Raw genomic sequence first — 23513 nt, forward strand, 5'->3', positions numbered from 1 at the left:
GATAGAAATGGCATTATTTTTTGACGAACCTTCACGGACTTTTGGAGAATACCTCTTGGTCCCAGGATATTCCTCCACCGCTTGTATAGCTGCCAATGTAAGTTTGAAAACACCGGTAGTTAAGTTCAAAAAAGGGGAACAATCCTCCATCATCATGAATATTCCCCTTGTCTCGGCTATCATGCAATCCGTCTCCGATGATAAAATGGCTATTGCCTTGGCTAAAGAGGGAGGGATTGCCTTTATTTATGGCTCCCAGACCATAGAAAATCAAGCCCAAATGGTATCCCGGGTAAAGAACCATAAGGCCGGCTTTGTCATCAGCGATTCCAATGTGAAGCCGGAGGATACTTTGGCAGATATTTTAGCTTTAAAAGAAAAAACAGGCCATTCAACGGTTGCTGTTACCGATGACGGCACAGCCGATGGCAAATTAGTAGGTCTTGTAACCAGCCGTGATTACCGGGTGAGCCGGATGTCCACCGATACCAAGGTCGGGGAATTTATGACCAAATTCGAGGATCTTATTTGTGCTGATGAAAAGACCACCCTTAAAGAAGCCAATGATATTATTTGGGAACACAAATTGAACTCTTTGCCTCTTATCGACAAAGACCAGCGTTTGAAAACCATGGTTTTCCGCAAAGACTATGATTCCAACAAAGAGAATGAAAATGAGCTTTTGGATACCTCCAAACGCTATGTGGTAGGAGCCGGTATCAATACCCGGGATTATGCTGAACGCATTCCTGCTTTAGTCAATGCCGGAGCGGATGTTTTGTGTATTGATTCCTCGGAAGGCTTTACAGAATGGCAGAAAATAACCATCGACTGGGTACGTGAGCATTACGGCGATCAGGTCAAAGTGGGTGCCGGCAATGTGGTGGATCGGGAGGGCTTCCTCTTCCTGGCCAAGGCTGGGGCTGATTTCGTTAAAGTAGGCATTGGCGGCGGTTCTATTTGTATTACCCGGGAGCAAAAAGGAATTGGCCGCGGGCAAGCCACAGCTGTGATTGAAGTGGCCAAAGCCCGGGATGAGTATTTTGCGGAGACGGGGATCTATGTCCCGATCTGCTCCGATGGCGGAATTGTCTATGATTATCATATGACGTTAGCTCTGGCCATGGGGGCCGACTTCATTATGTTGGGACGGTACTTTGCCCGCTTTGATGAAAGCCCGACCAATAAAGTCAATATCAATGGCAGCTATATGAAGGAATACTGGGGTGAAGGCTCTAACCGGGCCAGAAACTGGGAGCGTTACGACATGGGCGGAGACAAAAAACTTTCCTTTGAGGAAGGTGTCGATTCTTATGTACCTTATGCCGGCAGCTTAAAGGACAATGTAACCCTCTCTTTAAATAAGGTTCGCTCCACTATGTGCAACTGCGGTGTTCTGGCAATCCCTGATTTGCAGGAAAAAGCGAGAATTACTCTGGTTTCGGCGACCAGCATTGTGGAAGGCGGATCCCATGATGTGGTGCTCAAAGATAATAATATGGTGGAATATATGAAATAAGCTTGATTATTGCGGCAACGAACTTCGGATGGCTGATCATCCGAAGTTCGTTTTTACGTAAAGAGTATCTTTAAAACAACCTTTCCCTTTGCTGGTTAGAAATGCTATAATTAACCCAAGACATAAGGAAGCTGTAGTGTACATGGCTTAATCCGTAATCTACAAGCACAAAGCTTAAAAGCGTATAATAAGGAAGTTCGTCCCGAGCGATCATAAGGAGGTTGTGAATATGGTTAAGATTTCAGAGCTTGCGGCTCAGAAAGTTAAGGAAGTACAAAAGACACAGAATAAGGAGAATTGCTATCTTCGTCTTTATCTGGCGGGATTTGGCTGCGGTGGCCCAAGTTTTGGGATGGCCTTAGAGGATGCTAAAACCGAACTGGATGTTCTGGATGAAGAGCATGGAGTATCCGTTATTACAGCCAGCTCTCTTTCCGAATATCTTGAAGATGCCCTCATTGATTTTGTAGAAAATGAAGAAGGCAGCGGTTTTGAAATCCGCTTAGCGAAAGATTTTGGCGGTCAAGGCTGTGGCAGCAGTTGTGGCGGCTGTGGCGGAAGCTGTTAAGTCATTAAAGAGTATGGAATATGAAGAGAGCTCTATGTGGGGCTCTCTTTGTGTTTAATGTTGTTGAAAAAAGGAGAAAAAACATGAAAAAAGCAATAGTGTTTGTGACTTTATTATTTATAATCCTTCTTTTAACCGGTTACCAACCAAATAAGTCAATAGGTGTAAGGAATATTGAGGGGCTTCTTTTGGAACTTTATCAGGTTGAAAACACGAAAGATTATCAGGAACTCCGTGAAAAGCAAAACCAGTATTTGCAGGAAGTAAGCGAATTAATGCCAACAGAAACAGGAATACTGACGATGGCGCCAGAGGGCGTTGCGGAACTATTTAAACCCTATATTGCAAAGTATAAAAGATACTGCTCGGAAGCTGCTTTGCAGGGGTTGCTTAAAAACAGATACATAAGCAAATTTGACCAACTGGCCTGGGAAGAAGAGTGCCGGTTCTATGTGAAAGATATTCAGATTAAGAAAGACCAGGATAGGCAATATTACTACACGGTGGAGGTCGAGAAAAGAGCAAAGGATGGGACCAGTCAAGCGAAGAAAGGCGAAGGAATTGTGCAGCTGAATGAGGAAGGGTATGTAGATCTCTTTAACGTAACGAAGAGAGTCGATTTTTAGGCATTGCGGGGCAAGATTGGCACTTGCCTGGCCAAAGCAAAATAGTACGGTATTGCTAATAATCGGCTGGGAGAGGGCGGTAGTCTTGGCTAACTGGACGACAGCCAATTTTAACTGACCGGAGGGGTATGCTATAATGTTAACTGTCTTTACATTTTCGTTACACTATTTTTAAAATATGTTTACACAATAAAGTTTACTATAAGGTGATGTAATGCCCGTTCTTCAATACGAATCCATCAAGAGAAACCTCCGCCTAATTATAGACCTTGTACCGGATCCTTTTTGGTGGGGATCCTTTATTATTGGCTATATTAAGGTCATTGCCTTTATGGGAATGACCACATCATGGAACAACTCCTGGGAATTTTACTTTGTGAATAATTACGGAGTGTCCAGCGTTATTGCTCTTTGCTTTACCCTCTTATTCTTTTCCGTCCCGTTGCTTTTCAAGGGAAGAAGCCGTCTCTGGGTAACATGGGTCTTCAGCGCGATCCTGGCCTTTATGCTGTTCGCTGATTTAGTCTATTATCGAGGATATGGTGATTTTCTTACCTTTCACCTTATTTCCCAATTGGCCAATCTTGAAGACCTGGGAGGTTCAATTGTATCTCTGATTTATTTACCTGATGCTCTTTTTTTCATCGATTGCTTATTGGGACTGCTCTTGCTTATCATGAAGAGAGAGTCAGGAAAGGAAATCAGACGGCAAACTCCCTGGTTCCTGCTTATTTGTGTACTTGCTGTGGGATTTATTTATTCAGCTCATTATCGCTATGACCGGGTGGAGAATGGGCAAAACCAGATTGTTTTCCGTATCTGCTGGACTCCCACCGATACGATGAGAAATTTATCGCCTGTGGGCTATCATTTCTATGAAGGCTATGTTTATTTTAAGGAAAATCAGGTCATTGAGCTGACTCCTGAACAGGAGGAGGAGATCGAAGACTGGTATGTACAGCATCAGGAAGATTCACCTGCTGATGAGTATCAAGGAGTATTTGCGGGGCAAAACCTTATCCTCTTACAGGTGGAATCCTTGGAGAACTTTGTCATCAATCAAAGCTACAATGGCCAGGAAATAACTCCGACGCTAAACCGGCTTTTGCAGGACAGCATCTATTTCCCCAATTTCTATGAGCAGGTATGGAATGGAACCACTTCTGATGCTGAGCTCCTGACCAATGCCTCCGTATATCCGGTAAGGCGGGGGAGCACCTTTTTCAGATACCCGCTCAACGAGTACAATTCCCTGCCTAAGCTGCTTGCTGAAAAAGGATACACTACCCAAGCCAGCCATCCCGATAACGCCGGTTACTGGAATTGGGTCCAGGCTTTAACCGCCATGGGTTTCTCCAATACCCTGGATATTACGGATTTTGTTATGGATGAGAAAATTGGTTTGGGATTAAGTGACGGGAGCTATCTTCGGCAAATGCTCCCTATCCTTGAGCAGTCTGGGCAGCCTTTCTACGATTTCATTATTACCATGACCAGTCATGGCCCCTTTGATCTGCCTCAAGAATATCGTGAACTGGACATCGAGCCACAGCTTGACCGGACAAAACTGGGGGGATATTTTCAGAGCATCCATTACACAGATAAGGAAATTGGTCTATTTATAGAATCCCTCGATCAGAAAGGGATTTTAGACAACACGGTGATTGTGATCTATGGTGATCATGGTGGGATTCATAAATATTACAATGATGAGCTTGCCGGTATCCAGCCTCAGGAAGATTGGTGGATGGAAAACGATCGCAAGGTACCCTTAATTATCTACAAAAAAGGCATGGGCTCCAAGATTATTGAGACCACAGGGGGGCAGATCGATGTTTTGCCAACGGTCGCCTATTTGATGGGCATAGAAGAAGAAAAGTACACAAAGACTGCACAGGGCCGAAATCTACTCACGACCCAAAGAGATTACGCCATTTTGGCTGATGGAAGCTTTGTCGGCACCAGCAAGGAACTTGAGGACCATGCCATAAAAGGGCAGACCCTTGCTGATTTAATCATTCAAAGCAACTATTTTGACCAAAAGAAAAAATAAACAAATGGACAATGAGCGACTCTATACAAGAATGGGTTTTAAAGAAGAAAATGTAATCATAGCCTTACAAAGGGAGCTGAACGAATACCCTTGGGGCGAATTCGCATAAGCGTATTTCCGAGCTTACCTTTGCCACGGCATTTGCAAAGGGTGAATTTTCAGGACCCCTCTATCTGCTGGTTTCTGCCGGCAGATAGAGGGGCCTTTGTGTTAAGAACAATGCGGTCGGGATCTAAGTGAAAGCAGATACTCCCTCTAAGATATGGATAATTTGGAGGAATATTTAAAAGAGTGTTGAATTTTTAATTAGAGATATTATTAATGCGCATAAATATTGTCGTAATTGAGGCCTTATCAGTAATTTTTCACAAATAAAAGGAGGGAGCAAGGTGCCAAGTATATTTCTTAGCCATACAAGTATTGATAAACCCTTTGTGGAAAAACTTGCAAGAGATTTGAAAAGAATTGGTGTGAATGTTTGGTATGATAAATGGGAGATTAAAACTGGTGATTCAATTACATGGAAAATTGAAGAGGGAATCAGAGAAAATGAATATCTAGGCATTATCTTATCTCCAGAAGCATTAAATTCTGAATGGGTTAAAAGTGAACTGGGTGGAGCATGGGTAAAACAAATGCAAACGAAAAAAGTTGTAGTATTACCTATTTACTATAGAGAATGTCAAATGCCATTTTTCCTGATTGACCGGAAATACGCCGATTTTAGAGTTGATTATGAGCAGGGGTTTAATGAATTAGCTTCAATATTTGGGATTAAGGAAACACAAGCAATAACACAAGATAATTGGAGAAAGTTTACTAAAAATAGAAAAGTGGATTGGAAATTATATAAAATAAGAGAATTTGAACAGTTAGTGACCGCATTAGTGGATAGAGCTTATGATTATAATTGGTCTGCTTGGGTTGGTGGTACTTCAAATGAATACTCTATAACTCTATATTGCTCTGTTAAACAGGAAAATGAGTATATACACAAACATATTTCAATTAAACTACTTGGTGAAAATAATGCTTATATGGCCAGCTTCAAAAAACAAGCAAACCCCAACAACATTAAAGTAAGTGATTTTGATACTTATATTGGTAACTCCGTAAATGCATGTGATGAATATGTATGGAGATTTATGGATGATTTTAATTCTGCATTTGGGATTCCTCAAGAAAAACCTAGTTATTTTACTGAACGATTTTCTAGAGGAAATGAGATTCATGAAGCCGCAAAAGAAATGATTAGAAAATTCAATTGGTACAAAGGAGATAAGTTGTATTAATTAAAAGCAGAAAAACTTCCGCTAACACAGCATTTCTTAATACTTTGAAAGTGCTGGACGCATCGGGGTTACCTAAACGTTAACTGAAAGTTCCTAACATGGGCTTTCAGGTCAATAAAAATACAGATCTCTATAATGAGATCTGCTTACTTAGAAAATCGCTCTTTTAGCCAATGTGACAGTTCGAGGATATAGGTATCTAATGCCTCGCCGGCTAATTGGGAACAAGATATCTGAATAGCCTTATCATATGCTTCGTCATCATCGATATAATCTGAGTATCCATTGATTTTTAGAAGGATTGTGGCTGCATAAAAGCCAACTCTTTTATTACCATCTACAAAACAATGATTTTTCGTGAGGAAATACCAAAGCATCGCTGCCTTTTCAAATACTGAGGAATATTTGTCATGATCGAAATGGGGATATTGCTGGTCAAGGATACTCCGGATTTTTGACACAGAATCCCCGTACAGTTCAAAACTCCCGCCAAAAGATTTAATGGCCTCTTCGTGAATTGAGAGGATATCCTCTATATAAAGGAGTTCGATGTCATTCATAACTATTCCGCAAGTTTCTTAAGGAGCTTGGAATGCTGTGATGTAACTTCCTTAAGTGACTTAGCAATTTTTCGTTTATGCTCACTTGAAGAGTTTGGCTGTGCGCCGTTTTTAGGTTCCTTTGGAATAGCCATATCAATATCTCCCTCAGATTTAGCTCTATCTTTATCCATATTGTACCACCTTTCGTGATTTGGAACAATTATTAGTATTATTATTCAAACTGAGGGGATATAGTCTTAAGACTATAAAACATAATGTCACATGGAACATATACAAGGCGTTTGAAAGGAGGAACTTTTCATGGGCGATATCATCATGGTTTATATTATACCTATGATCATCTTGTTTATAATTTACTATAAGGTGTTTCGTATTGCAGACGATGTGAAGGAAATTAAAAGAATGCTCGAAAATAGTGGCAAATCCGAAGCAAATAAAAAAGAGCCTGAATAGACCCCTTTAATCTTTTTTACTCTACTGATTGCTCATGCAGTGGGAGGCAGCAATAATGAAGCCAAAAGAAGGGCTGAAATCCACAGGGATGTTTTTGAATTCTTGCCGAAAAGGCATAGAAAGTGTTTTGAACTACAAAAGGCCGGCTTTTTGGATCATGATAGCTGCGGCTTTCATCTGTATAGGGGTATTGGGGATTCATGCTGTCAATCCCAAGATTTATAACTATGCCGATGCTTCAGATGAGACGGTCGGGTCAGTCCAGCAGATACATGGGAACGGGACAGAATATGCCGGTTTTGACAGCGGCGAAGTAGCAGAAGCAGCAGTCCCCCAATCTGCCATTTATTCACCGGACGGTAACTGGGCGGTATGGTCAAATGTTCAGGAAGATTTGAAGGATGAGAACGGGCTGTTTTACAGTATCTATCAAGTCCTGCTTTATCATACCCAAACCGGAAAGGTCACAGTATTCGATATTGTCGGGCGGGACTTTGACTTTCTCTGGTCAGCGAACAGTAAATTTCTGGCCGTAACTTACTCAGGGCGGGAATGGACGCATTTCAGCATAGTGGATACCACAACGCTTACCGAGAGGCCAGGCCCCTCTATGGCCTCAGTCATGGAGCAACTTAAAGCACAGGGAAAGAGATTGGATTATATGGTTAACGAAGCCCGTCCCGATCCGGCCCTGATCCCAGCCGAATGGTTGCCGGACAGCTCAGAAATCCTCATTTCCTACCAATGGCGCGATACATCCTACATGACACAAAGCGGTACTTTTGTTTATGAAGTTGAATCAGACCGAATATCCGGATTAAGCCAAAATGCCCCATTCCAAGCAGGCTGAGGAATCCCTATGAACAGCAACAGATTATTTTGTCAAACGGGAATTTGGGGAGGAGGATATTAATGTGTTTGTAGTCAACGGTGCTGATTATACTATCCTCGTTATAGGGGCTATGGGAGCACTAGTCTTCCTCGCCATTCAGTTCACTCTCTGCTTCAAGGCAAAACACATTGCCGTGAAGTGCATCCCTATTTATTTGGCTCTCCTAGGTGGAGCATATTGCTTAGCTCTTTGGGCTGGGTTACTGGGTTCTTACTCAGCCGGAGCAATATCTGGCAATCAGCTTGCAGCATATATCGGTGGCATTGTGGTTGGAGTAACCTCATTAGGAATAGTTATAGCATGGATATTATACGGGGTTATTTCCCGGGCTCGCAATAAGCGGGAGATCAGATAGGAATGGAGGAGAAAGATTTGAAAGTCAGATTCTTTCTGGCAATCCTTATCGGCATTGCCTTTCTCACAACAGGATGTACTAAGTCAGCGGATCTAAACGAGCTAATCAGCATGAGCAAAGATATTCAAGAGCTTTATTACGAAGAACGTAATTCTGGAGAAATCATCTTTGACGGCAAGGTCTGGGCTAAAGATAATCAATTTAAATATGAAGTAACGGTCTATAGCAATAATGAAAAAATAGACACTCTCGGCTTGCTGACGGATAATTCAGGCAAGAGGACAACATATCGGATTCAAAACCCAAACGCATCCATTGCCCCATCAACGGGAATATCGGGAACATTTCAGGGAATAAGAGAGGATTCGTTTTTAAGATATATCGATAGGATCGGTCTGGAAAAGGCAGAAATTGTGGGAGCGGAAGAAGTAGAAGGAAGGCAAAGTGTCATTGTCAGGACAAACACATCTAATGGAGTAGATCCATCTAAAATATGGATAGATAAAAAAACAGGAGTCCCAACTAAGATCGAGTTTGCGGAGAATGAGAAGATTGTGACCTCATTGACTTATAAGAACATAAAAATAGGTCCCGGCTCGGTTTCTGACAAAGAATTTGAGGTTCCTGAGTCGGCACTAATCTTAGAATAAGAAGGAAACTCACAAAGTAGTTTAGATAAGGAGAGGAGAGTGCGGGATGAACCCGATACACACGGATTTCACATTATTAATACAAACGATTTCTTTCCTGGTCCTTGTGTTAATCATTGGCCTGTTGATTAGCATCCCATTCGTTTTAAGGAAAAGAAAAAAGGATCAGGAGATTCTTGGGAAGTTGGATAGGGTTATAGATATCCTGGAAAGAGAAAAGAACAACAGCAATCACCATTAAAGATTCAGGGAGGTAAATGGTGAAAAGAATCAAAGGTTTTATGCTTTTTCTAAGTGTATTGGCCATTGTTTTAAGTTTAGCACTGTATAAATTTTACCCTGTCTTAGAGGCTTTTTATTGTAATAAGAGTATTTCCGTTTCCACAATTAAGCTTTTTATGACGGAAGAAGAATTGATTAATACCATGGGTGAAAAAGCGGAGTTTGTCTATGGAATGGGAGGGAATGGCTGGAGATTCAGCGATAGTAAGATTTTTGTGATGACATCATCCCTTGGGTTATTCAAGAACAGAGTATCATCGATTGATACGGAGAATAGCTCACATAGCATCTTGGGGATTAAAGTAGGTGACAATTGGGATTCAGCTGTCACCTACTTGAAAAAGCGCGGATTCAAAGAGTTCAGCCATGACATGTATACAAAGGGTAATGTGGAGATTCAACTTTCTGGCGGAAGTAAAATTAGTGGATTAAGGATTAGAATCGCAGACCCTGCCTATAAAGAGGTACAGTTTTAGCAAAGAAGTGTTTTAACAGTGTAAGGTTTCGTTGTACTCCGGCTAAAGAAAAAAGAACCGTGATAAAGGCCTGATTCCTGCTCAACAGGAGTTAGGTCTTTTGTTGTAGCCAGACATATCCGGGTAGGGAGAGAGGAAGAAATTTTTTTAAAGGAATTGAATAATTATGCGTTAAAAAGTATAATTATTTAAGTAAATAATTCATAAACCATAAGAGAAAAGCCGGAATTATCTGAGGAGGGGTTAAATTGCAGGCTGCATTAGTATTAGAAACCGGAAAAATATTCATGGGAGAGTCCTTGGGCGCCGGCGGCGAAATTCGGGGAGAGGTGGTTTTCAATACAGGGATGAGCGGCTATCAGGAAGTCCTCACCGATCCTTCCTATAAGGGACAGATGGTATGCATGACCTATCCGCTGATCGGTAACTACGGCATCAATTCCTTAGACAATCAGTCCCCTCAGATCCAGGTCCAGGGATTTATCGTCAAAGAAGCAGCGCGTAACCCCCATCATTGGCAACTGGAAAAGAATATCTCCAGAGCCTTGGCCCAGGCAGGGGTTGTCGGAATCAAAAGTATCGATACCCGGGCCTTAACCCGCATTATCCGGGAGTATGGCGTGTTGCGGGGAATGATTACCACAGAGCTTGGGGAGCTGGACCAAAAAGCACTGGAGTTAAAGAACTGGGAGATTCCCCAGGATGCAGTGGCTCGGGTAAGCACCAAGGAGACCTATAAGCTGTCGCCTTTGGGTGAAACGGACTCCCGGAAACCTTTCCATGTGGTGGTTATGGATTTTGGCATTAAAAACAGTATCCTCAGAGCTATGCAGGAAGAAGGCTATGCCCTGACTGTGGTTCCTTACTCTGCTTCTGCTCAGGAGATTCTCGCTCTGAAACCGGATGGTGTTTTCCTCTCCAATGGTCCCGGGGACCCTAAGGATGTGGAGGTTGGAATTAAGACTATTAGCGGATTCGTGAATAAGTTTCCTGTCTTTGGCATCTGCCTGGGGCACCAGCTCCTGACCTTAGCTTTAGGCGGGGACACCTATAAGCTTAAATATGGGCATCGGGGAGGTAATCAGCCCGTTCAGGATTTGCGTACGAAAAAGGTCCATATTACTTCCCAAAACCATGGCTATGCTGTGGCTGAGGGGAGTTTGGCCGATACCCTTCTGGAAGTCACTCATCTCAACCTGAATGATCAGACTGTGGAAGGGGTCCGGCATAAGGAGCTCCCGGTATTTTCCGTGCAGTATCACCCGGAAGCCGGACCGGGCCCCAATGACTCACTCTATCTTTTTAAAGAGTTTTCCACCTTGATGACGGAAGGGAGGATACATCATGCCACTTAATCCAGCCTGGAAAAAAGTACTCGTCATTGGCTCAGGCCCGATCGTCATCGGTCAGGCGGCAGAATTCGACTATGCCGGCACTCAGGCCTGCAAAGCTTTGCGGGAAGTTGGGATCGAAGTCATTCTGGTGAACAGCAATCCGGCCACCATCATGACCGATGAACAGATGGCGGATCGCATCTATCTGGAACCCCTTTTGCCCCAAAACCTGGAAGGAATTTTAGATCAGGAACGGCCTGATGCCCTCCTCCCCACCCTAGGCGGGCAGACGGGATTGAATCTGGCCATGAAACTTCAGGAAGAAGGAATTCTGGAGCGTTATGGAGTTACCCTGATCGGGTGTAGTGCGGAAACGATCTATAAGGCAGAAGATCGGGAAGCTTTCAAGGAAACCATGCTGGAAATCGGTGAACCCATTGCCGAAAGTGCCATCGTCACCAGTCTGGAAGAAGGTCTGGCATTTACTGTCCGCCGGGGATATCCAGTGATTGTCCGTCCGGCTTACACCTTAGGGGGTACAGGAGGGGGCTTTGCTAAAAATGAAAAGGAGCTTCTGGAGGTGCTGCACCGGGGACTGCAAGCCAGCCCCATTCATCAATGCCTCTTGGAGCGCAGTGTGGCGGGCTGGAAAGAAATTGAATACGAAGTAATGCGGGATGCTATGGATAATTGCATTACTGTCTGCAATATGGAAAATATCGATCCAGTGGGAATCCATACGGGGGATAGTATCGTTGTAGCTCCCTCACAAACCTTGACCGATGGCGAGTACCAAATGCTGCGATCATCTTCCCTGAAGATCATCCGGGCTCTGGGTGTGAATGGAGGCTGTAATGTTCAGTTTGCCCTGGACCCTGAGAGCAGGGAGTATGTGGTCATTGAGGTAAATCCACGGGTCAGCCGCTCCAGTGCCTTGGCGTCCAAAGCTACCGGCTATCCTATCGCCAAGATGGCTGCCCTTTTAGCGGTGGGCTTCACCCTGCCGGAACTGCGCAACCCGGTTACCGGTCACACCAGCGCCTGCTTTGAGCCGGCTCTGGATTATGTAGTGGTCAAATTCCCCCGTTGGCCCTTTGATAAATTTCCGGCGGCGGATAATCGCCTGGGGACGCAAATGAAAGCCACCGGCGAAGTTATGGCCATAGACAGGACGCTGGAAGGCGCCTTGCTGAAGGCTGTCCGTTCTCTGGAGATCGGAGCGGTGGGCTTAAGAATAGCCGATTCAGGACGTTGGACGGAGATGGAGATCGAGCATAAGCTGGCTCAGGCAGATCATGAACGCCTCTTTGCTATTGCTGAAGCTTTCCGTCGGGATTGGACCGTTCTCGAAGTCCGGATGCTGACTAAGATCGATCCCTTTTTCCTGAACAAACTGAAGGAACTGGTGCTGCTGGAACGCCGCCTGGGGAGTGAGCCCCTTACCTTAGAGCTGTTGCGTTCAGCCAAAAGCCAAGGGTTTTCCGATCAGTCCATCGGCCGCTTGCGGGGGATGACTCAGGAAGAGATCCGGCAGGAACGCCGTCGTTACGGCCTGAAGCCTGTCTACAAAACAGTGGATACCTGTGCTGCCGAGTTTTATTCCTCCACACCCTATTACTATTCTACTTATGAAGAAGAGGATGAAGTGGCAGTTCATTCCGGCCCCAAAGTCATTGTTCTGGGCTCGGGACCGATTCGGATCGGCCAAGGGATAGAATTTGACTATTGCTCTGTTCATGCTCTTTGGGCCTTACAGGAGCTGGGGATTGAGTCGATCATGATCAATAATAATCCGGAGACGGTTTCTACGGATTTCGATACAGGAGATAAGCTTTATTTTGAACCCTTAACCTTAGAAGATGTCCTCCATATTATTGAGAAGGAAAAAGCTGACGGTGTTTTGGTCCAATTCGGAGGCCAAACGGCCATTAATCTGGCCAGCCCGCTGCAAAAAGCAGGGGTAAGGATTCTCGGCAGTCAAGTCGATGCTATTGATAAGGCCGAAGATCGGGAACGCTTTGCCCAATTGCTCCTTGAACTGGGGATTCCCCAGTCGGAAGGCTGTGCGGCGACCTCGGTCAGTCAGGCCAGGGCTATTGCTGAGGAACTGGGTTTTCCGGTGCTGGTTCGGCCTTCCTATGTTATTGGGGGCAGAGCCATGCAGGTGGTGGAGGACCTTGCCGAGCTGGAAGGCTATCTGACCCGGGCTATCACCCTATCCCCGGAACATCCCATTCTTGTGGACCGCTACCTGGAAGGGAAAGAAGTCGAGGTGGACGCTATTGCTGATGGTGAGACCACGGTCATCCCGGGGATCATGGAGCATATTGAGCGGGCCGGGGTTCACTCCGGAGACAGCCTGGCTGTCTATCCTCCCCAAAGCCTCACCCCTTCAGAAATCCAGCAGATTCAGGATTATACCTGCCGTATAGCGAAAGGCATGGAAGTCCGTGGTCTGCTCAATATTCAGTTTGTGGTGGTCAACGGCAAAGTCTATGTGATTGAGGTGAATCCCCGGGCCAGCCGAACCGTGCCCATTCTCTCCAAGGTTACCGGAATTCCGCTGGTTTCCCTGGCGGTGCGTGTGGCTATGGGTGAGAAGCTGGCGGACATGGGGTATGGAAATGGCCTGGCCCCGGAGATCCCCTTTGTGGTCGTTAAGGCCCCGGTCTTCTCCTTTGAGAAGCTCACCCAAGTCGAAACTTCCTTAGGTCCGGAGATGAAATCTACAGGAGAAGTTTTGGGTATGGATGTGAATTTTGGGTATGCTTTGGCCAAAGCCTTTGCGGCGTCCCATGTTCCTCTGCCGGAAAAGGGAGACATTTTGGTAGCTGTAGCGGAAAAAGACCGCCCGGAAGCCATCGCCATGACCCGGGAACTTTCCCGGCTGGGCTTCGGGGTCAAGGCCACCGGGAATACAGCTAAAGCGTTGCTCTTTTGCGGGATTCCTTTAGAAGAGGTAGGAGAGGCCAGCACCGAGCTTAAGGAAGCCGTCCGCCGGCAGGAATTCTCCTTTATACTCAGCACCCCCAGCAAGGGGGACTCTGAAGAGCGGACCGGTTACTTATTGCGCCGTTTGGCTGCGGAGCACCGGGTACCCTGCCTCACCTCCATGGATACTGCTCAAGCGGTGGTGCGCGCCCTTAAGGAGATTCGCCATCATACTGCGCCCCAAGCCCTTCCTTTACAAGCGTATCTGGCCATGAAGCGTTCCGCCGCAGCAACCAGTACGCTAACCCCGGAGCGCTTGAAGGGCGCGGATGTGGGATAAAGCAGCATGACTCAAATTCGGAATCGCTTACGAATTTGCCCAGTAGGCATGAAGAAAAGAGCATCGCCGGCTACTCTATAGAAGTAGTTCGGCGGTGCTCTTTTTTGTACTGTCAGAAAGGATAAACTTGCGCACTATACTGTGTATTAACAAAAGCTTCAGCCCAATGCTTCCTGCTTTTCCTTTTCATCTTTAGCCTGATTGATAACGCTCTGAAGCATTTCCACGGCTTTTTCCATTTCGACGCATTTTACCTGGACGATTTCACTGGTGACAAGCTGCAAGGCTGTGTGCAGCATATTATTATCTTCCATTCCCAGTTTATGGAGATTGCTCTTTCTCGTTAAGTCGCGAATAATCTCGCTTTCCTGATAGATATCGCCGCTCTTCATTTTCTTCTTATTGATATCACGGTAAAAGCGGTTATTGCTTTCAAACATGACGGGGTCCGTATCTCCCTCAAAGAAAAAGCGCAGTACATCATCGACGACCTCGCTGTTGACCACTTGGCGTATACCTAAATCCTCAGCTTTGCCTACTGGAATCATAATTTCCATATTGACATGAGGAATGTTCAGGAGGTAATACTGCCCTTTAACACCTAAGACCTCTTTTTCTTCAATGGAATCGATTATTCCTGCTCCATACATGGGATAGAGTACCTTATCACCCACTTGAAACATTGAGTCACCCCCCAAAGAATTTCCTGAATTGATTATAACACAAAACTTGTTGAATGTAAAAAAATAGTATGATATCATAAATATAAGCAAGATGTCAATATAAATATTTGGTTATGTTCTCATAATACTCCAGTAGCTGCGGGTAAACCTCCCGGGAAAAGTTGGCGGTTCTAAAGGAAGGTGATCCATCGTAGAATTAAATGCTATGTTTAATTTCAATAACAAAGGAGTTGTATTATGGCTTGGGTAGGAGAGGATAACGCATTACAGGTTCAAGACATCAAGATGCAGTCAAAAATACAGAAGGACAGCCCTTTGCTCACCCAAGAAGAGATGTACCTCTTTAATTGTGGTGAGTTTTATTATAGTTACCGCAAATTCGGTGCACATTTCCTAGAGCATGAGGGGCGGTGGGGAACGTATTTTGCCGTATGGGCTCCTCAGGCCAGGCAAGTCTCTGTCGTAGGAGATTTTAACGGCTGGTGCGGGGTGAACCACTCTCTGCAAAAATGGGAGGAACATGGAATTTGGACACTCTTTATTCCCGGCCTGCCCACAGGGGAGATCTACAAATATGAAATCCTCACCTCTTCGGGGGAGTCGGTGCTGAAGGCGGACCCTTACGCCTTTTTTTCCGAAGTACGGCCCCATACAGCTTCGGTGGTCTATTCCCTGGAGGATTATTCATGGGGGGATCAGGCTTGGCTGGCTCAGCGCAAAACCAGGAATCCCCAAGTGCTGCCCTTGTCCAGCTACGAAATCCATTTAGGCTCATGGAGAAGAACAGAAGACGGACGGTTCCTTAATTATGCTCAACTGGTGACCGAGTTGATCCCCTATGTAAAATCCATGGGCTATACTCATGTAGAGATCCTGCCGCTGATGGAGCATCCTTATGACGGCTCCTGGGGTTATCAGATCACGGGATTCTATGCCTGCACCAGCCGGTATGGCACCCCCCACGATCTTATGTACCTGATCGACCAATGCCATCAGGCGGGGATCGGTGTGATCCTGGATTGGGTCCCGGGCCATTTTTGTATGGATGCCCACGGTCTGGGCAAATTTGATGGAAGTCCCCTCTATGAGAGAGAAGTTCATGAGCAATGGGGTACTTATAAATTCGATTATTCCCGTTCGGAAGTCCGGAGTTTCCTGATCTCCAATGCGGTCTTCTGGCTGGATGTCTTTCATGTGGATGGCTTGCGGGTGGACGGAGTGAGCAGCATGCTCTATCTGGATTACGGGAAAGAGAAAGGAGCCTGGCAGCCCAACAGGCATGGCGGCCGGGAAAACCTGGAGGCCGTCGCCTTTATAAAACAGCTTAATGCAACCCTTTATGGTCGTTATCCCGAAGTCCTGCTCATAGCCGAAGAAGCTACGGATTGGCAGGGGGTGACCGGACCTCTTGATCAGGGAGGACTGGGATTCACATTTAAATGGAATATGGGCTGGATGAATGATACCCTCCGTTATATTGGCCTGGACTTTCCTGAGCGCAGATCCTTTCATCAGCTCTTAACCTTTCCCATGATGTATGCCTATGCCGAGAGCTATATTCTCCCGTTGTCCCATGATGAGGTGGTCCATGGCAAAAAGTCCTTACTGGATAAAATGCCGGGAGATTACGGACAGAAGTTCGCAGGTTTGAGGGGTTTAGCCACCTATTTCATGACCAGCCCCGGCAAAAAGCTGCTCTTTATGGGGGGAGAGATCGCTCAGTTCATCGAGTGGCGTGAAGATCGGGAATTGGACTGGTTTCTTATGGATTATGAGATGCATAGGAAATACCATGGCTTTGTTCAACAGCTCAATGGGCTGTATTTGCGGGAAAAGGCCTTATGGGAAATCGATGAGAACTGGACCGGATTTGAATGGATCGATGTCCATAACCATGAACAGGGAGTGATTGTCTTTTGCCGCAAGGGAAGGTTCTTTCAGGACAGGCTGGTGGTTCTGATCAATTTTCAGCCTTATACCTATGAAAGGTATCGAATCGGAGTGGAAATGGCCAAGGGTTACCGGGAAATACTGAACACCAACTCGGCAGACTACGGTGGAGGGGGTATGACCAATCCCGGGCTTTTAAAAGTAGAGGGAGTACCGTGGCATGGCCGGGAATTTTCCCTGGAAATTCGGGTTCCTGCTCTGGGCGCCATGATATTAAAGCCCGAACTTGCATAATTATTGGAATGGGGAATAAATAGTGCAGTACTTCGGTTTTGAAGGAGAGAAAAACAGCATGTTCTCAGACAAAAATGGTTTTAAAGATGCCTATCTGGAGAAATTCGCCGAAATCAAGGGGAAATCCATTGAGGAAGGAACTCTCTGGGATAAATACCATACCTTAGTTGTACTGCTCAGGGAAGAGATCAGCCTTTGCCGCGCCTTTGTCAACTATGCCGATACCAAAAACCGTCCCGCCAAGCAAGTCTATTATTTTTCCATGGAGTTTCTAATTGGAAAATTGCTGCATAATTATCTTATTAACATCGGCATTCAGGATATCGTTGCGGAAGGTTTGGAGGAGCTGAATATTGACCTCCAGGAGCTTTTGGCTCAGGAATGCGATGCGGGATTGGGAAATGGGGGGCTGGGGCGTTTAGCGGCCTGCTTCCTGGATTCGATGGCCTTTCTGGGCATAGCCGGCCATGGCAATGGCATTCGCTATAAATATGGACTCTTCGAACAGAAAATCGTCAATGGCTATCAAACCGAGGTGGCCGACCATTGGCTGAAGAACGGTTACCCCTGGGAAGTGCGCAAACCGGATAAATCCGTTGTGATTAAGTACAAAGGGAAGGTGCGGGTGGAAAACATTAATGACCGGCTGGTATTCCATCATGAGAATTATGAGCCGGTGCTGGCCGTTCCCTACGATATTCCCATCGTCAGCTATGAGAACCCCTTTCTGGTCAATAATCTAAGATTATGGAGCGCCGAGCCACTATCTTCCGAACTGGACCTGGCCTTATTCAATCAAGGCAACTATACTCAGGCTTTAAGCAATAAATCGGAAGTGGAGGCCATCTCGTACATATTGTATCCTGAGGACAGCAATCTGGCCGGAAGGGAGCTGCGCCTGAAGCAAGAGTATTTCTTTGTGGCGGCGGGACTGGCAACGATTGTGCGTAACTACAAAAAGAATCATGATTCGCTCAGAGACTTCTCCCAGGGGGTGTCCATCCATATCAACGATACTCACCCGGCCCTTTGTATTCCTGAGTTAATGCGGATTCTCATCGATGAAGAAGGCATGGATTGGGAAGAAAGCTGGAATATCACCGTGGATGCCATTTCCTACACCAATCACACCATTATGCCGGAAGCCTTGGAAAAATGGCCTTTGGACTTATTCAGGAATCTCCTGCCCAGAATCACCATGATTATTGAAGAGATTGACCGGCGTTTCAAAGAGAAGCTTTTAAGGCGGTTTTTTAACAGCGAGGAACTGTTCAAGAGTACCCCTATCATCAAAGAGGGGCAGATCTATATGGCCAATCTGGCCATGATTGGCAGCCATTCCGTGAATGGGGTGGCTAAGCTGCATACAGAGATTCTCAAAAAGCATGTCTTCAAGGATTTTCACCGGATCTTCGGGTATAAATTCACCAACCTAACCAATGGGGTGAACCACCGGCGTTTTCTCTTAACAGCCAATCCCCTGCTTTCTGAGCTGATTACCGAGGCGATCGGTCCGGGATGGAAGACCAATGCCGGCGAATTGGCAGAACTGCACCGATTTAAAGAAGACAGCGCTTTTCTTGACCGGCTGGCTCAGGTAAAATACCAGAACAAATTGAGATTGGCGGAGATTATTGCCAAGGGGCAGGGAATCCAGGTTGATCCCCATTCTCTCTATGACGTCCATGTTAAGCGGATTCATGCTTATAAGCGGCAGCTTCTCAATGTTCTGAAAATCATGGAGCTCTATAACCGTCTGCTGGCGGATCCTGGGTCGGTTCAAGGGACGTATACCTTTATTTTCGGCGGCAAAGCGGCTCCCGGCTACCATTATGCGAAAAGCATCATCAAACTGATTCATGTTATAGCCGACAAAATCAATCAGGAGCCAAGGATCAAAGAGCAGCTGAAAGTGGTCTTTATGGAGAACTTCAATGTGTCTTCAGCAGAAAGAATCTACCCGGCGGCAGATCTCAGTGAGCAAATCTCCACAGCCGGCAAAGAAGCCTCCGGCACCGGCAATATGAAGTTTATGATGAACGGAGCCCTGACCATCGGCACTTTGGACGGAGCTAATGTGGAGATAAGGGAGGCGGTGGGAGAGGACCATATCTTTATCTTCGGACTGAAGGCCGAGGAAATTCTTGCCCATAATCTGAACAGAACCTATCGCTCCTGGGATGAATATCATGCCAACCCGCGTCTGGGGAACATTCTGGAGCAACTGATTGCCAAGCAGTTTATGGAAAATGACTGGGAATTCCGCACTGTCTACGATTCCCTGCTCCTCTACAATGATGAATTCTATGTACTTAAAGATTTTGAAGCTTATATGAAGACCTTTGAGGAAGCGGCGGATCGTTATGCAGCGCAGGAGAAATGGCTCCGGTCCTCTTTGCACAATATTGCGGAGTCGGGAATCTTCTCCACAGACCGAACCATCAGGGAATATGCCCATCAGGTTTGGCGGGTGCGCTGCCGCAGAATGGACTGAGGGAACAGAATGGAGTGAGGAAAAAGGAGGTGGAATCATGAGAAAGAAGGAATGCATCGCCATGCTGCTGGCGGGAGGGCAGGGAAGCAGGCTGGGCTGCCTGACTCGTAATATTCCTAAACCTGCCGTATCTTTTGCCGGCAAATACCGGATTATCGATTTTAGCCTCAGCAATTGCAGCAATTCCAATATTGACACAGTGGGGGTTTTGACTCAGTATAAGCCTTTTGCGTTGAATACCTATATAAACATGGGTTCCGCTTGGGATTTGAATTGCTTAAATGGAGGAATCCATATCCTTCCCCCCTTTGTCGGTGAAGCTCAGGGGAGCTGGTACAAAGGAACTGCCAACGCTATCTATCAGAATATGGATTTTATCAATTTTTACAACCCGGAGTACATCCTGATCCTCTCCGGTGATCACATCTACCAAATGGATTATTATGAGATGCTGTCCTACCACAAGCAAAAAAATGCGGAAGTCACTCTCTCCGCCATTGCTGTACCTTGGGAAGAGGCTTCCCGTTTCGGGGTTATGGTGACGGATGCCGGGGGCCGGATTATCCGGTTTGAGGAAAAACCCCCTCGTCCTGAAAGCAATTTAGCTTCCATGGGCGTCTATATCTTTAATTGGGATGTGCTCAAGGAAGCGCTGCTGGAAGACGAACAGGACCCTCAATCGGATCATGACTTCGGCAAGAATGTCCTTCCCCGGCTTTTGCAGCAGGAAAAAAGGCTTTACTCTTATCTTTTTCAGGGCTACTGGCGGGATGTGGGGACCATTGAAAGCTATTACAATGCCAATATGGAAGTTCTGCAGGAAGAAAGGGTGGATAAGTTTTTCGAGTTGAAGCAGCGGGTTTTCTCCAATGAAGAGATTCTCGCTCCTCAACACCTTGGTGAGCGGGCGAAGATACACAATAGCCTCATCGGCAATGGGTGCACGATCCTGGGAGAGGTCCGTGACTCCATCATTGCCTCAGGAGTCTATGTGGGGGAAGGGACGCTTATTGAACAGTCCATCTTGCTGCCCAATTCAGAAATCCATGAGGATGTCCGCCTGTGCAAGACCATCCTCGGAGAGAATGCTATTGTCCGGGCTCATTGCCGGATCGGTGATAAAGCGGAAGGGAATCCGTCCCAGGAGGGCATCACCGTGATTGGCGACCATTTACACATCCCGGAGGGCACCGTCATTAGTGAAGGGGAAAATGTGATGAAAGACACCGCTTGAAGGGAGGGGGAACAATGACTAATGCCATCGGCATGATTTTTGGCAATCTGAATTCAAGTGCGTTACAAGGACTGGACCCCAACCGGCCCATAGGAACAGTTCCTTTTGGGGGGCGCTACCGGCTTTTGGACTTTGCTCTCTCCAGTATGGTCAATTCCGGCATCCACACAGTAGGTTTAATCACACCTCAGCAGTACCGGCCCCTGCTGGATCATTTGGGGGCGGGCAGGGACTGGTCTTTGGACCGCAAATCAGGAGGTCTGTTTTTCCTTCCGGGAGTTATCCACAGTCTGAATCATAACGTCCATTTTAGCTTGCAGGATATTGCCGTCAATATCGAGTTTCTGGAGAAAGATTGTGCAAAGAATATCATCATCAGCAGCTCCGACCAAGTATTCAACATGGATTTCCGGCCTGTTTTAGAAGAGCATGAACAGGCGAAGGCGGATATTACTTTGGTGTATAATCAATCGGTTCATCCCCCGGAGGGGAGTGATAGGATTTACTTAAGGATGAATGCTCATAAAAAGGTAACGGCCATGTCCAAAAGCAAGGAATTGGCAGGCTTGCAGAGCCCCTGGAACTACTTTATCGATATCCTGATCATCCGGCGGGAGCTTTTGCTGCAGATGCTCAGAGGCTATGGCAGTATCGGTACCATTGAATTGAGTGAGGTCATCGCCCATCATCTTGACATCATTAATGTACAGGGCTATTTTTGCGGCGGGTATGTGGGACGGATTCGTTCCGTGCAGGATTATTTCCTTAATAACATGGCTCTATTGCAGGAAGAAGTCCGCCGGGATCTCTTTATTAATACCCGGCCGATTCGGACCAAGATCAGAGATAATCCACCGACCAAATACGGCAAGCAGGCTCAGGTCAAAAACTCCCTGATTTCCAGCGGCTGCACTCTCGAAGGAAAAGTGGAAAATACCATCCTTTCCCGGGGGGTAGTGATCGAAGAAGGCTGTGAAGTGCGGAATTGCATCATCATGTCCAAATGCGTGATTGGCAAACATTCCGTTCTCGAGAACCTGATTATGGATAAGTTCGTGGAAATCAATGAGGGAAGTGTTTTGAAAGGTCAGCCCAATAAACTGATGGTCATACCCAAAAAAGCCGTTATCTAAAGAAATGTTCCTTTGCTGCTTTGGAGGAGGTGCGCAAATGAAGGTTCTTTTTGCTATAACTGAAGCAGAGCCTTTTGTCAAGACAGGAGGCCTGGGGGAAGTAGGACGATATCTCCCTTTAGCTCTTCAGGAGCAGGGTGTGGAGATTCGGGTCATTCTTCCTCAATACAGCAGTATTCCCCTGAATTATTTGCAGAAGATGAAGACGATTAAAGAATTTATAGTTCCTCTGGCCTGGAGAAATCAATATTGCGGATTAAAAGAATTGGAGTATGAGGGCATACATTATTATTTTCTGGATAATGAATATTACTTCCGGCGTTCAAGATGCTATGGGGACGGGGATGAAGGAGAGCAGTACGCTTATTTCAGCCGGGCGGTTCTGGAGAGCGTCCGCTACCTGCCTGAGTTCAAACCGGATATTATTCATTGTCATGACTGGCATACGGCCTTGGTGCCTCTGTTTTTAAAAGCCTTTTATGCTCAAGATACCCTTTATTACAATATAAAGACCCTATTCACCATCCATAATCTGAAATATCAGGGGGTATTTCCCCAGGAGATTCTGGGGGATGTTCTGGGGTTGAACGGGGAGCTTTCTTCTCCAGACCAGCTTGAATTTTATGGCGGAGTCAATTTCATGAAGGCTGGGATCATGTACAGTGATCAGGTGACCACTGTGAGTCCCGCCTATGCTCAGGAAATTCAACATGCTTACTTTGGAGAAGGCCTCCATGGAGTCATTAGAGAGCGGAAAGATTCCTTGCTGGGGATACTTAATGGCGTCCCCCGGCCTTGGCCTTCCCCAACCCTGGCCGATAAAAGAGCAAACAGGCTGAAGCTCCAGGAGAAGCTGAATTTTACGAACAATGAAGAGATCCCCATCCTCAGTATGGTTTCACGCTTGGTAGAACAGAAGGGGCTGGACCTGCTTCTTCATGTGCTGGATGAGACTCTGGCCCTGGATATCCGGTTGGTTGTCTTAGGCACGGGAGATGCCCATTATGAGCAGCGCCTGCAAAGGTTTGCGGAAGCGTATCCCGGCAAGTTACGAGTTATATTGGGCTATCAGGAAGAGCTGGCCCGCACGATCTATGCCGGAGCGGACATCTTTCTGATGCCTTCCCGGTTCGAGCCTTGCGGCATAGCCCAGATGATCGCCATGAGCTATGGCACGATTCCCGTCGTTCGGGAGACGGGCGGTTTAAAAGATACTGTCAGGCCCTATTCCCCAATCTCGGGGGAAGGGAATGGATTTACCTTTACTGATTACAATGCTCATGAATTTCTCTACGCCATTCAAAGGGCGGTGGAGATGTTCCGGAATCAAAAGGATACTTGGCAAAAGCTTCAGGAAAATGCCCTGAGTTCGGATTTCAGCTGGAACCGATCCGCTGCCCAGTACCGGGATGTCTACGAGAGCTTGTATTATTCTTCGTAAACTGGGAGAG

At 46.1% G+C, this 23513-nt stretch carries 21 protein-coding genes; 18 read left to right on the plus strand and 3 right to left on the minus strand.

The features are described from left to right. Nucleotides 1-7: 7 nt before the first annotated feature. The 5 genes from BUA14_RS21965 to BUA14_RS21985 all read left to right on the plus strand — a co-directional run bounded on the left by BUA14_RS21965 (nt 8) and on the right by BUA14_RS21985 (nt 6058). Nucleotides 8-1519 carry an IMP dehydrogenase gene (locus BUA14_RS21965; protein ID WP_072774565.1) on the plus strand — a complete coding sequence of 504 codons (1512 nt, stop codon included), beginning with the start codon at nt 8-10 and terminating at the stop codon, nt 1517-1519. A 229-nt stretch (nt 1520-1748) separates the two neighbouring features. Beyond that, nucleotides 1749-2087, plus strand: a complete 339-nt coding sequence (locus BUA14_RS21970; RefSeq protein WP_072774566.1) for a HesB/IscA family protein — start codon at nt 1749-1751, stop codon at nt 2085-2087. A 20-nt stretch (nt 2088-2107) separates the two neighbouring features. After that, nucleotides 2108-2713: a hypothetical protein gene (locus BUA14_RS21975; protein WP_072774567.1), complete on the plus strand. Its 606-nt coding sequence runs from the start codon at nt 2108-2110 to the stop codon at nt 2711-2713. Nucleotides 2714-2927: 214 nt separating this feature from the next. Beyond that, nucleotides 2928-4766, plus strand: coding sequence for an LTA synthase family protein (locus tag BUA14_RS21980; protein ID WP_072774568.1), 1839 nt, complete (start codon nt 2928-2930; stop codon nt 4764-4766). A gap of 389 nt (nt 4767-5155) precedes the next feature. Then, nucleotides 5156-6058 carry a toll/interleukin-1 receptor domain-containing protein gene (locus tag BUA14_RS21985; RefSeq protein ID WP_072774569.1) on the plus strand — a complete coding sequence of 301 codons (903 nt, stop codon included), beginning with the start codon at nt 5156-5158 and terminating at the stop codon, nt 6056-6058. 146 nt (nt 6059-6204) lie between these two features. On the opposite strand, the gene BUA14_RS21990 is transcribed toward BUA14_RS21985, so the two are convergent. Then, entirely contained in the window at nt 6205-6618 is a 414-nt protein-coding gene (locus tag BUA14_RS21990; protein WP_018306166.1) for a type II toxin-antitoxin system death-on-curing family toxin, read from the minus strand. 2 nt (nt 6619-6620) lie between these two features. Next, the gene (locus tag BUA14_RS28130) at nt 6621-6791 is read right to left on the minus strand and encodes a hypothetical protein (protein WP_178371771.1); all 171 of its coding nucleotides are present in this window, start codon (nt 6789-6791) and stop codon (nt 6621-6623) included. A 130-nt stretch (nt 6792-6921) separates the two neighbouring features. Here BUA14_RS28130 and BUA14_RS28135 point away from each other — a divergent pair, with 130 nt between their 5' ends. The 8 genes from BUA14_RS28135 to carB all read left to right on the plus strand — a co-directional run bounded on the left by BUA14_RS28135 (nt 6922) and on the right by carB (nt 14334). Further along, nucleotides 6922-7074: a hypothetical protein gene (locus tag BUA14_RS28135; RefSeq protein ID WP_178371772.1), complete on the plus strand. Its 153-nt coding sequence runs from the start codon at nt 6922-6924 to the stop codon at nt 7072-7074. A 55-nt stretch (nt 7075-7129) separates the two neighbouring features. Beyond that, nucleotides 7130-7924: a hypothetical protein gene (locus BUA14_RS28140; protein WP_178371773.1), complete on the plus strand. Its 795-nt coding sequence runs from the start codon at nt 7130-7132 to the stop codon at nt 7922-7924. 64 nt (nt 7925-7988) lie between these two features. Then, entirely contained in the window at nt 7989-8321 is a 333-nt protein-coding gene (locus tag BUA14_RS22005; protein WP_072774571.1) for a hypothetical protein, read from the plus strand. Between the two features lie 2 nt (nt 8322-8323). Beyond that, nucleotides 8324-8971, plus strand: coding sequence for a LolA family protein (locus BUA14_RS22010; RefSeq protein ID WP_072774572.1), 648 nt, complete (start codon nt 8324-8326; stop codon nt 8969-8971). Nucleotides 8972-9017: 46 nt separating this feature from the next. Beyond that, on the plus strand, nt 9018-9212 hold the full coding sequence (locus BUA14_RS22015; protein ID WP_072774573.1) for a DUF4083 family protein: 195 nt from the start codon (nt 9018-9020) through the stop codon (nt 9210-9212). A 16-nt stretch (nt 9213-9228) separates the two neighbouring features. Next, entirely contained in the window at nt 9229-9729 is a 501-nt protein-coding gene (locus tag BUA14_RS22020) for a hypothetical protein (RefSeq protein ID WP_072774574.1), read from the plus strand. 248 nt (nt 9730-9977) lie between these two features. Next, the gene (gene carA / locus BUA14_RS22025) at nt 9978-11084 is read left to right on the plus strand and encodes a glutamine-hydrolyzing carbamoyl-phosphate synthase small subunit (RefSeq protein ID WP_072774575.1); all 1107 of its coding nucleotides are present in this window, start codon (nt 9978-9980) and stop codon (nt 11082-11084) included. Then, on the plus strand, nt 11074-14334 hold the full coding sequence (carB, locus tag BUA14_RS22030) for a carbamoyl-phosphate synthase large subunit (protein WP_072774576.1): 3261 nt from the start codon (nt 11074-11076) through the stop codon (nt 14332-14334). Before carA ends, carB begins: the two co-directional genes overlap by 11 nt. 158 nt (nt 14335-14492) lie before the next feature. Here the strand turns inward: carB and BUA14_RS22035 are convergent, their stop codons facing one another. Next, nucleotides 14493-15017 (minus strand): CarD family transcriptional regulator, encoded by a 525-nt coding sequence (locus tag BUA14_RS22035; protein WP_072774577.1) that lies wholly within the window; start codon nt 15015-15017, stop codon nt 14493-14495. Between the two features lie 237 nt (nt 15018-15254). Between BUA14_RS22035 and glgB the strand changes: the two genes are divergently transcribed. The 5 genes from glgB to glgA are packed head-to-tail and all read left to right on the plus strand — an operon-like array spanning nt 15255 to nt 23503. Beyond that, nucleotides 15255-17201, plus strand: coding sequence for a 1,4-alpha-glucan branching protein GlgB (gene glgB, locus BUA14_RS22040; protein ID WP_072774578.1), 1947 nt, complete (start codon nt 15255-15257; stop codon nt 17199-17201). A 58-nt stretch (nt 17202-17259) separates the two neighbouring features. Then, nucleotides 17260-19695 carry a glycogen/starch/alpha-glucan phosphorylase gene (locus BUA14_RS22045; protein WP_072774579.1) on the plus strand — a complete coding sequence of 812 codons (2436 nt, stop codon included), beginning with the start codon at nt 17260-17262 and terminating at the stop codon, nt 19693-19695. 37 nt (nt 19696-19732) lie between these two features. Then, complete coding sequence (locus tag BUA14_RS22050; RefSeq protein WP_072774580.1) at nt 19733-20929, plus strand: glucose-1-phosphate adenylyltransferase; 1197 nt, start codon at nt 19733-19735, stop codon at nt 20927-20929. 14 nt (nt 20930-20943) lie between these two features. Continuing rightward, on the plus strand, nt 20944-22062 hold the full coding sequence (gene glgD / locus BUA14_RS22055; RefSeq protein WP_072774581.1) for a glucose-1-phosphate adenylyltransferase subunit GlgD: 1119 nt from the start codon (nt 20944-20946) through the stop codon (nt 22060-22062). A 4-nt stretch (nt 22063-22066) separates the two neighbouring features. Beyond that, nucleotides 22067-23503, plus strand: coding sequence for a glycogen synthase GlgA (gene glgA / locus BUA14_RS22060; protein ID WP_084078793.1), 1437 nt, complete (start codon nt 22067-22069; stop codon nt 23501-23503). Nucleotides 23504-23513 lie beyond the last annotated feature (10 nt).

The organism is Desulfitobacterium chlororespirans DSM 11544, assembly GCF_900143285.1.
Taxonomy (GTDB): domain Bacteria; phylum Bacillota; class Desulfitobacteriia; order Desulfitobacteriales; family Desulfitobacteriaceae; genus Desulfitobacterium; species Desulfitobacterium chlororespirans.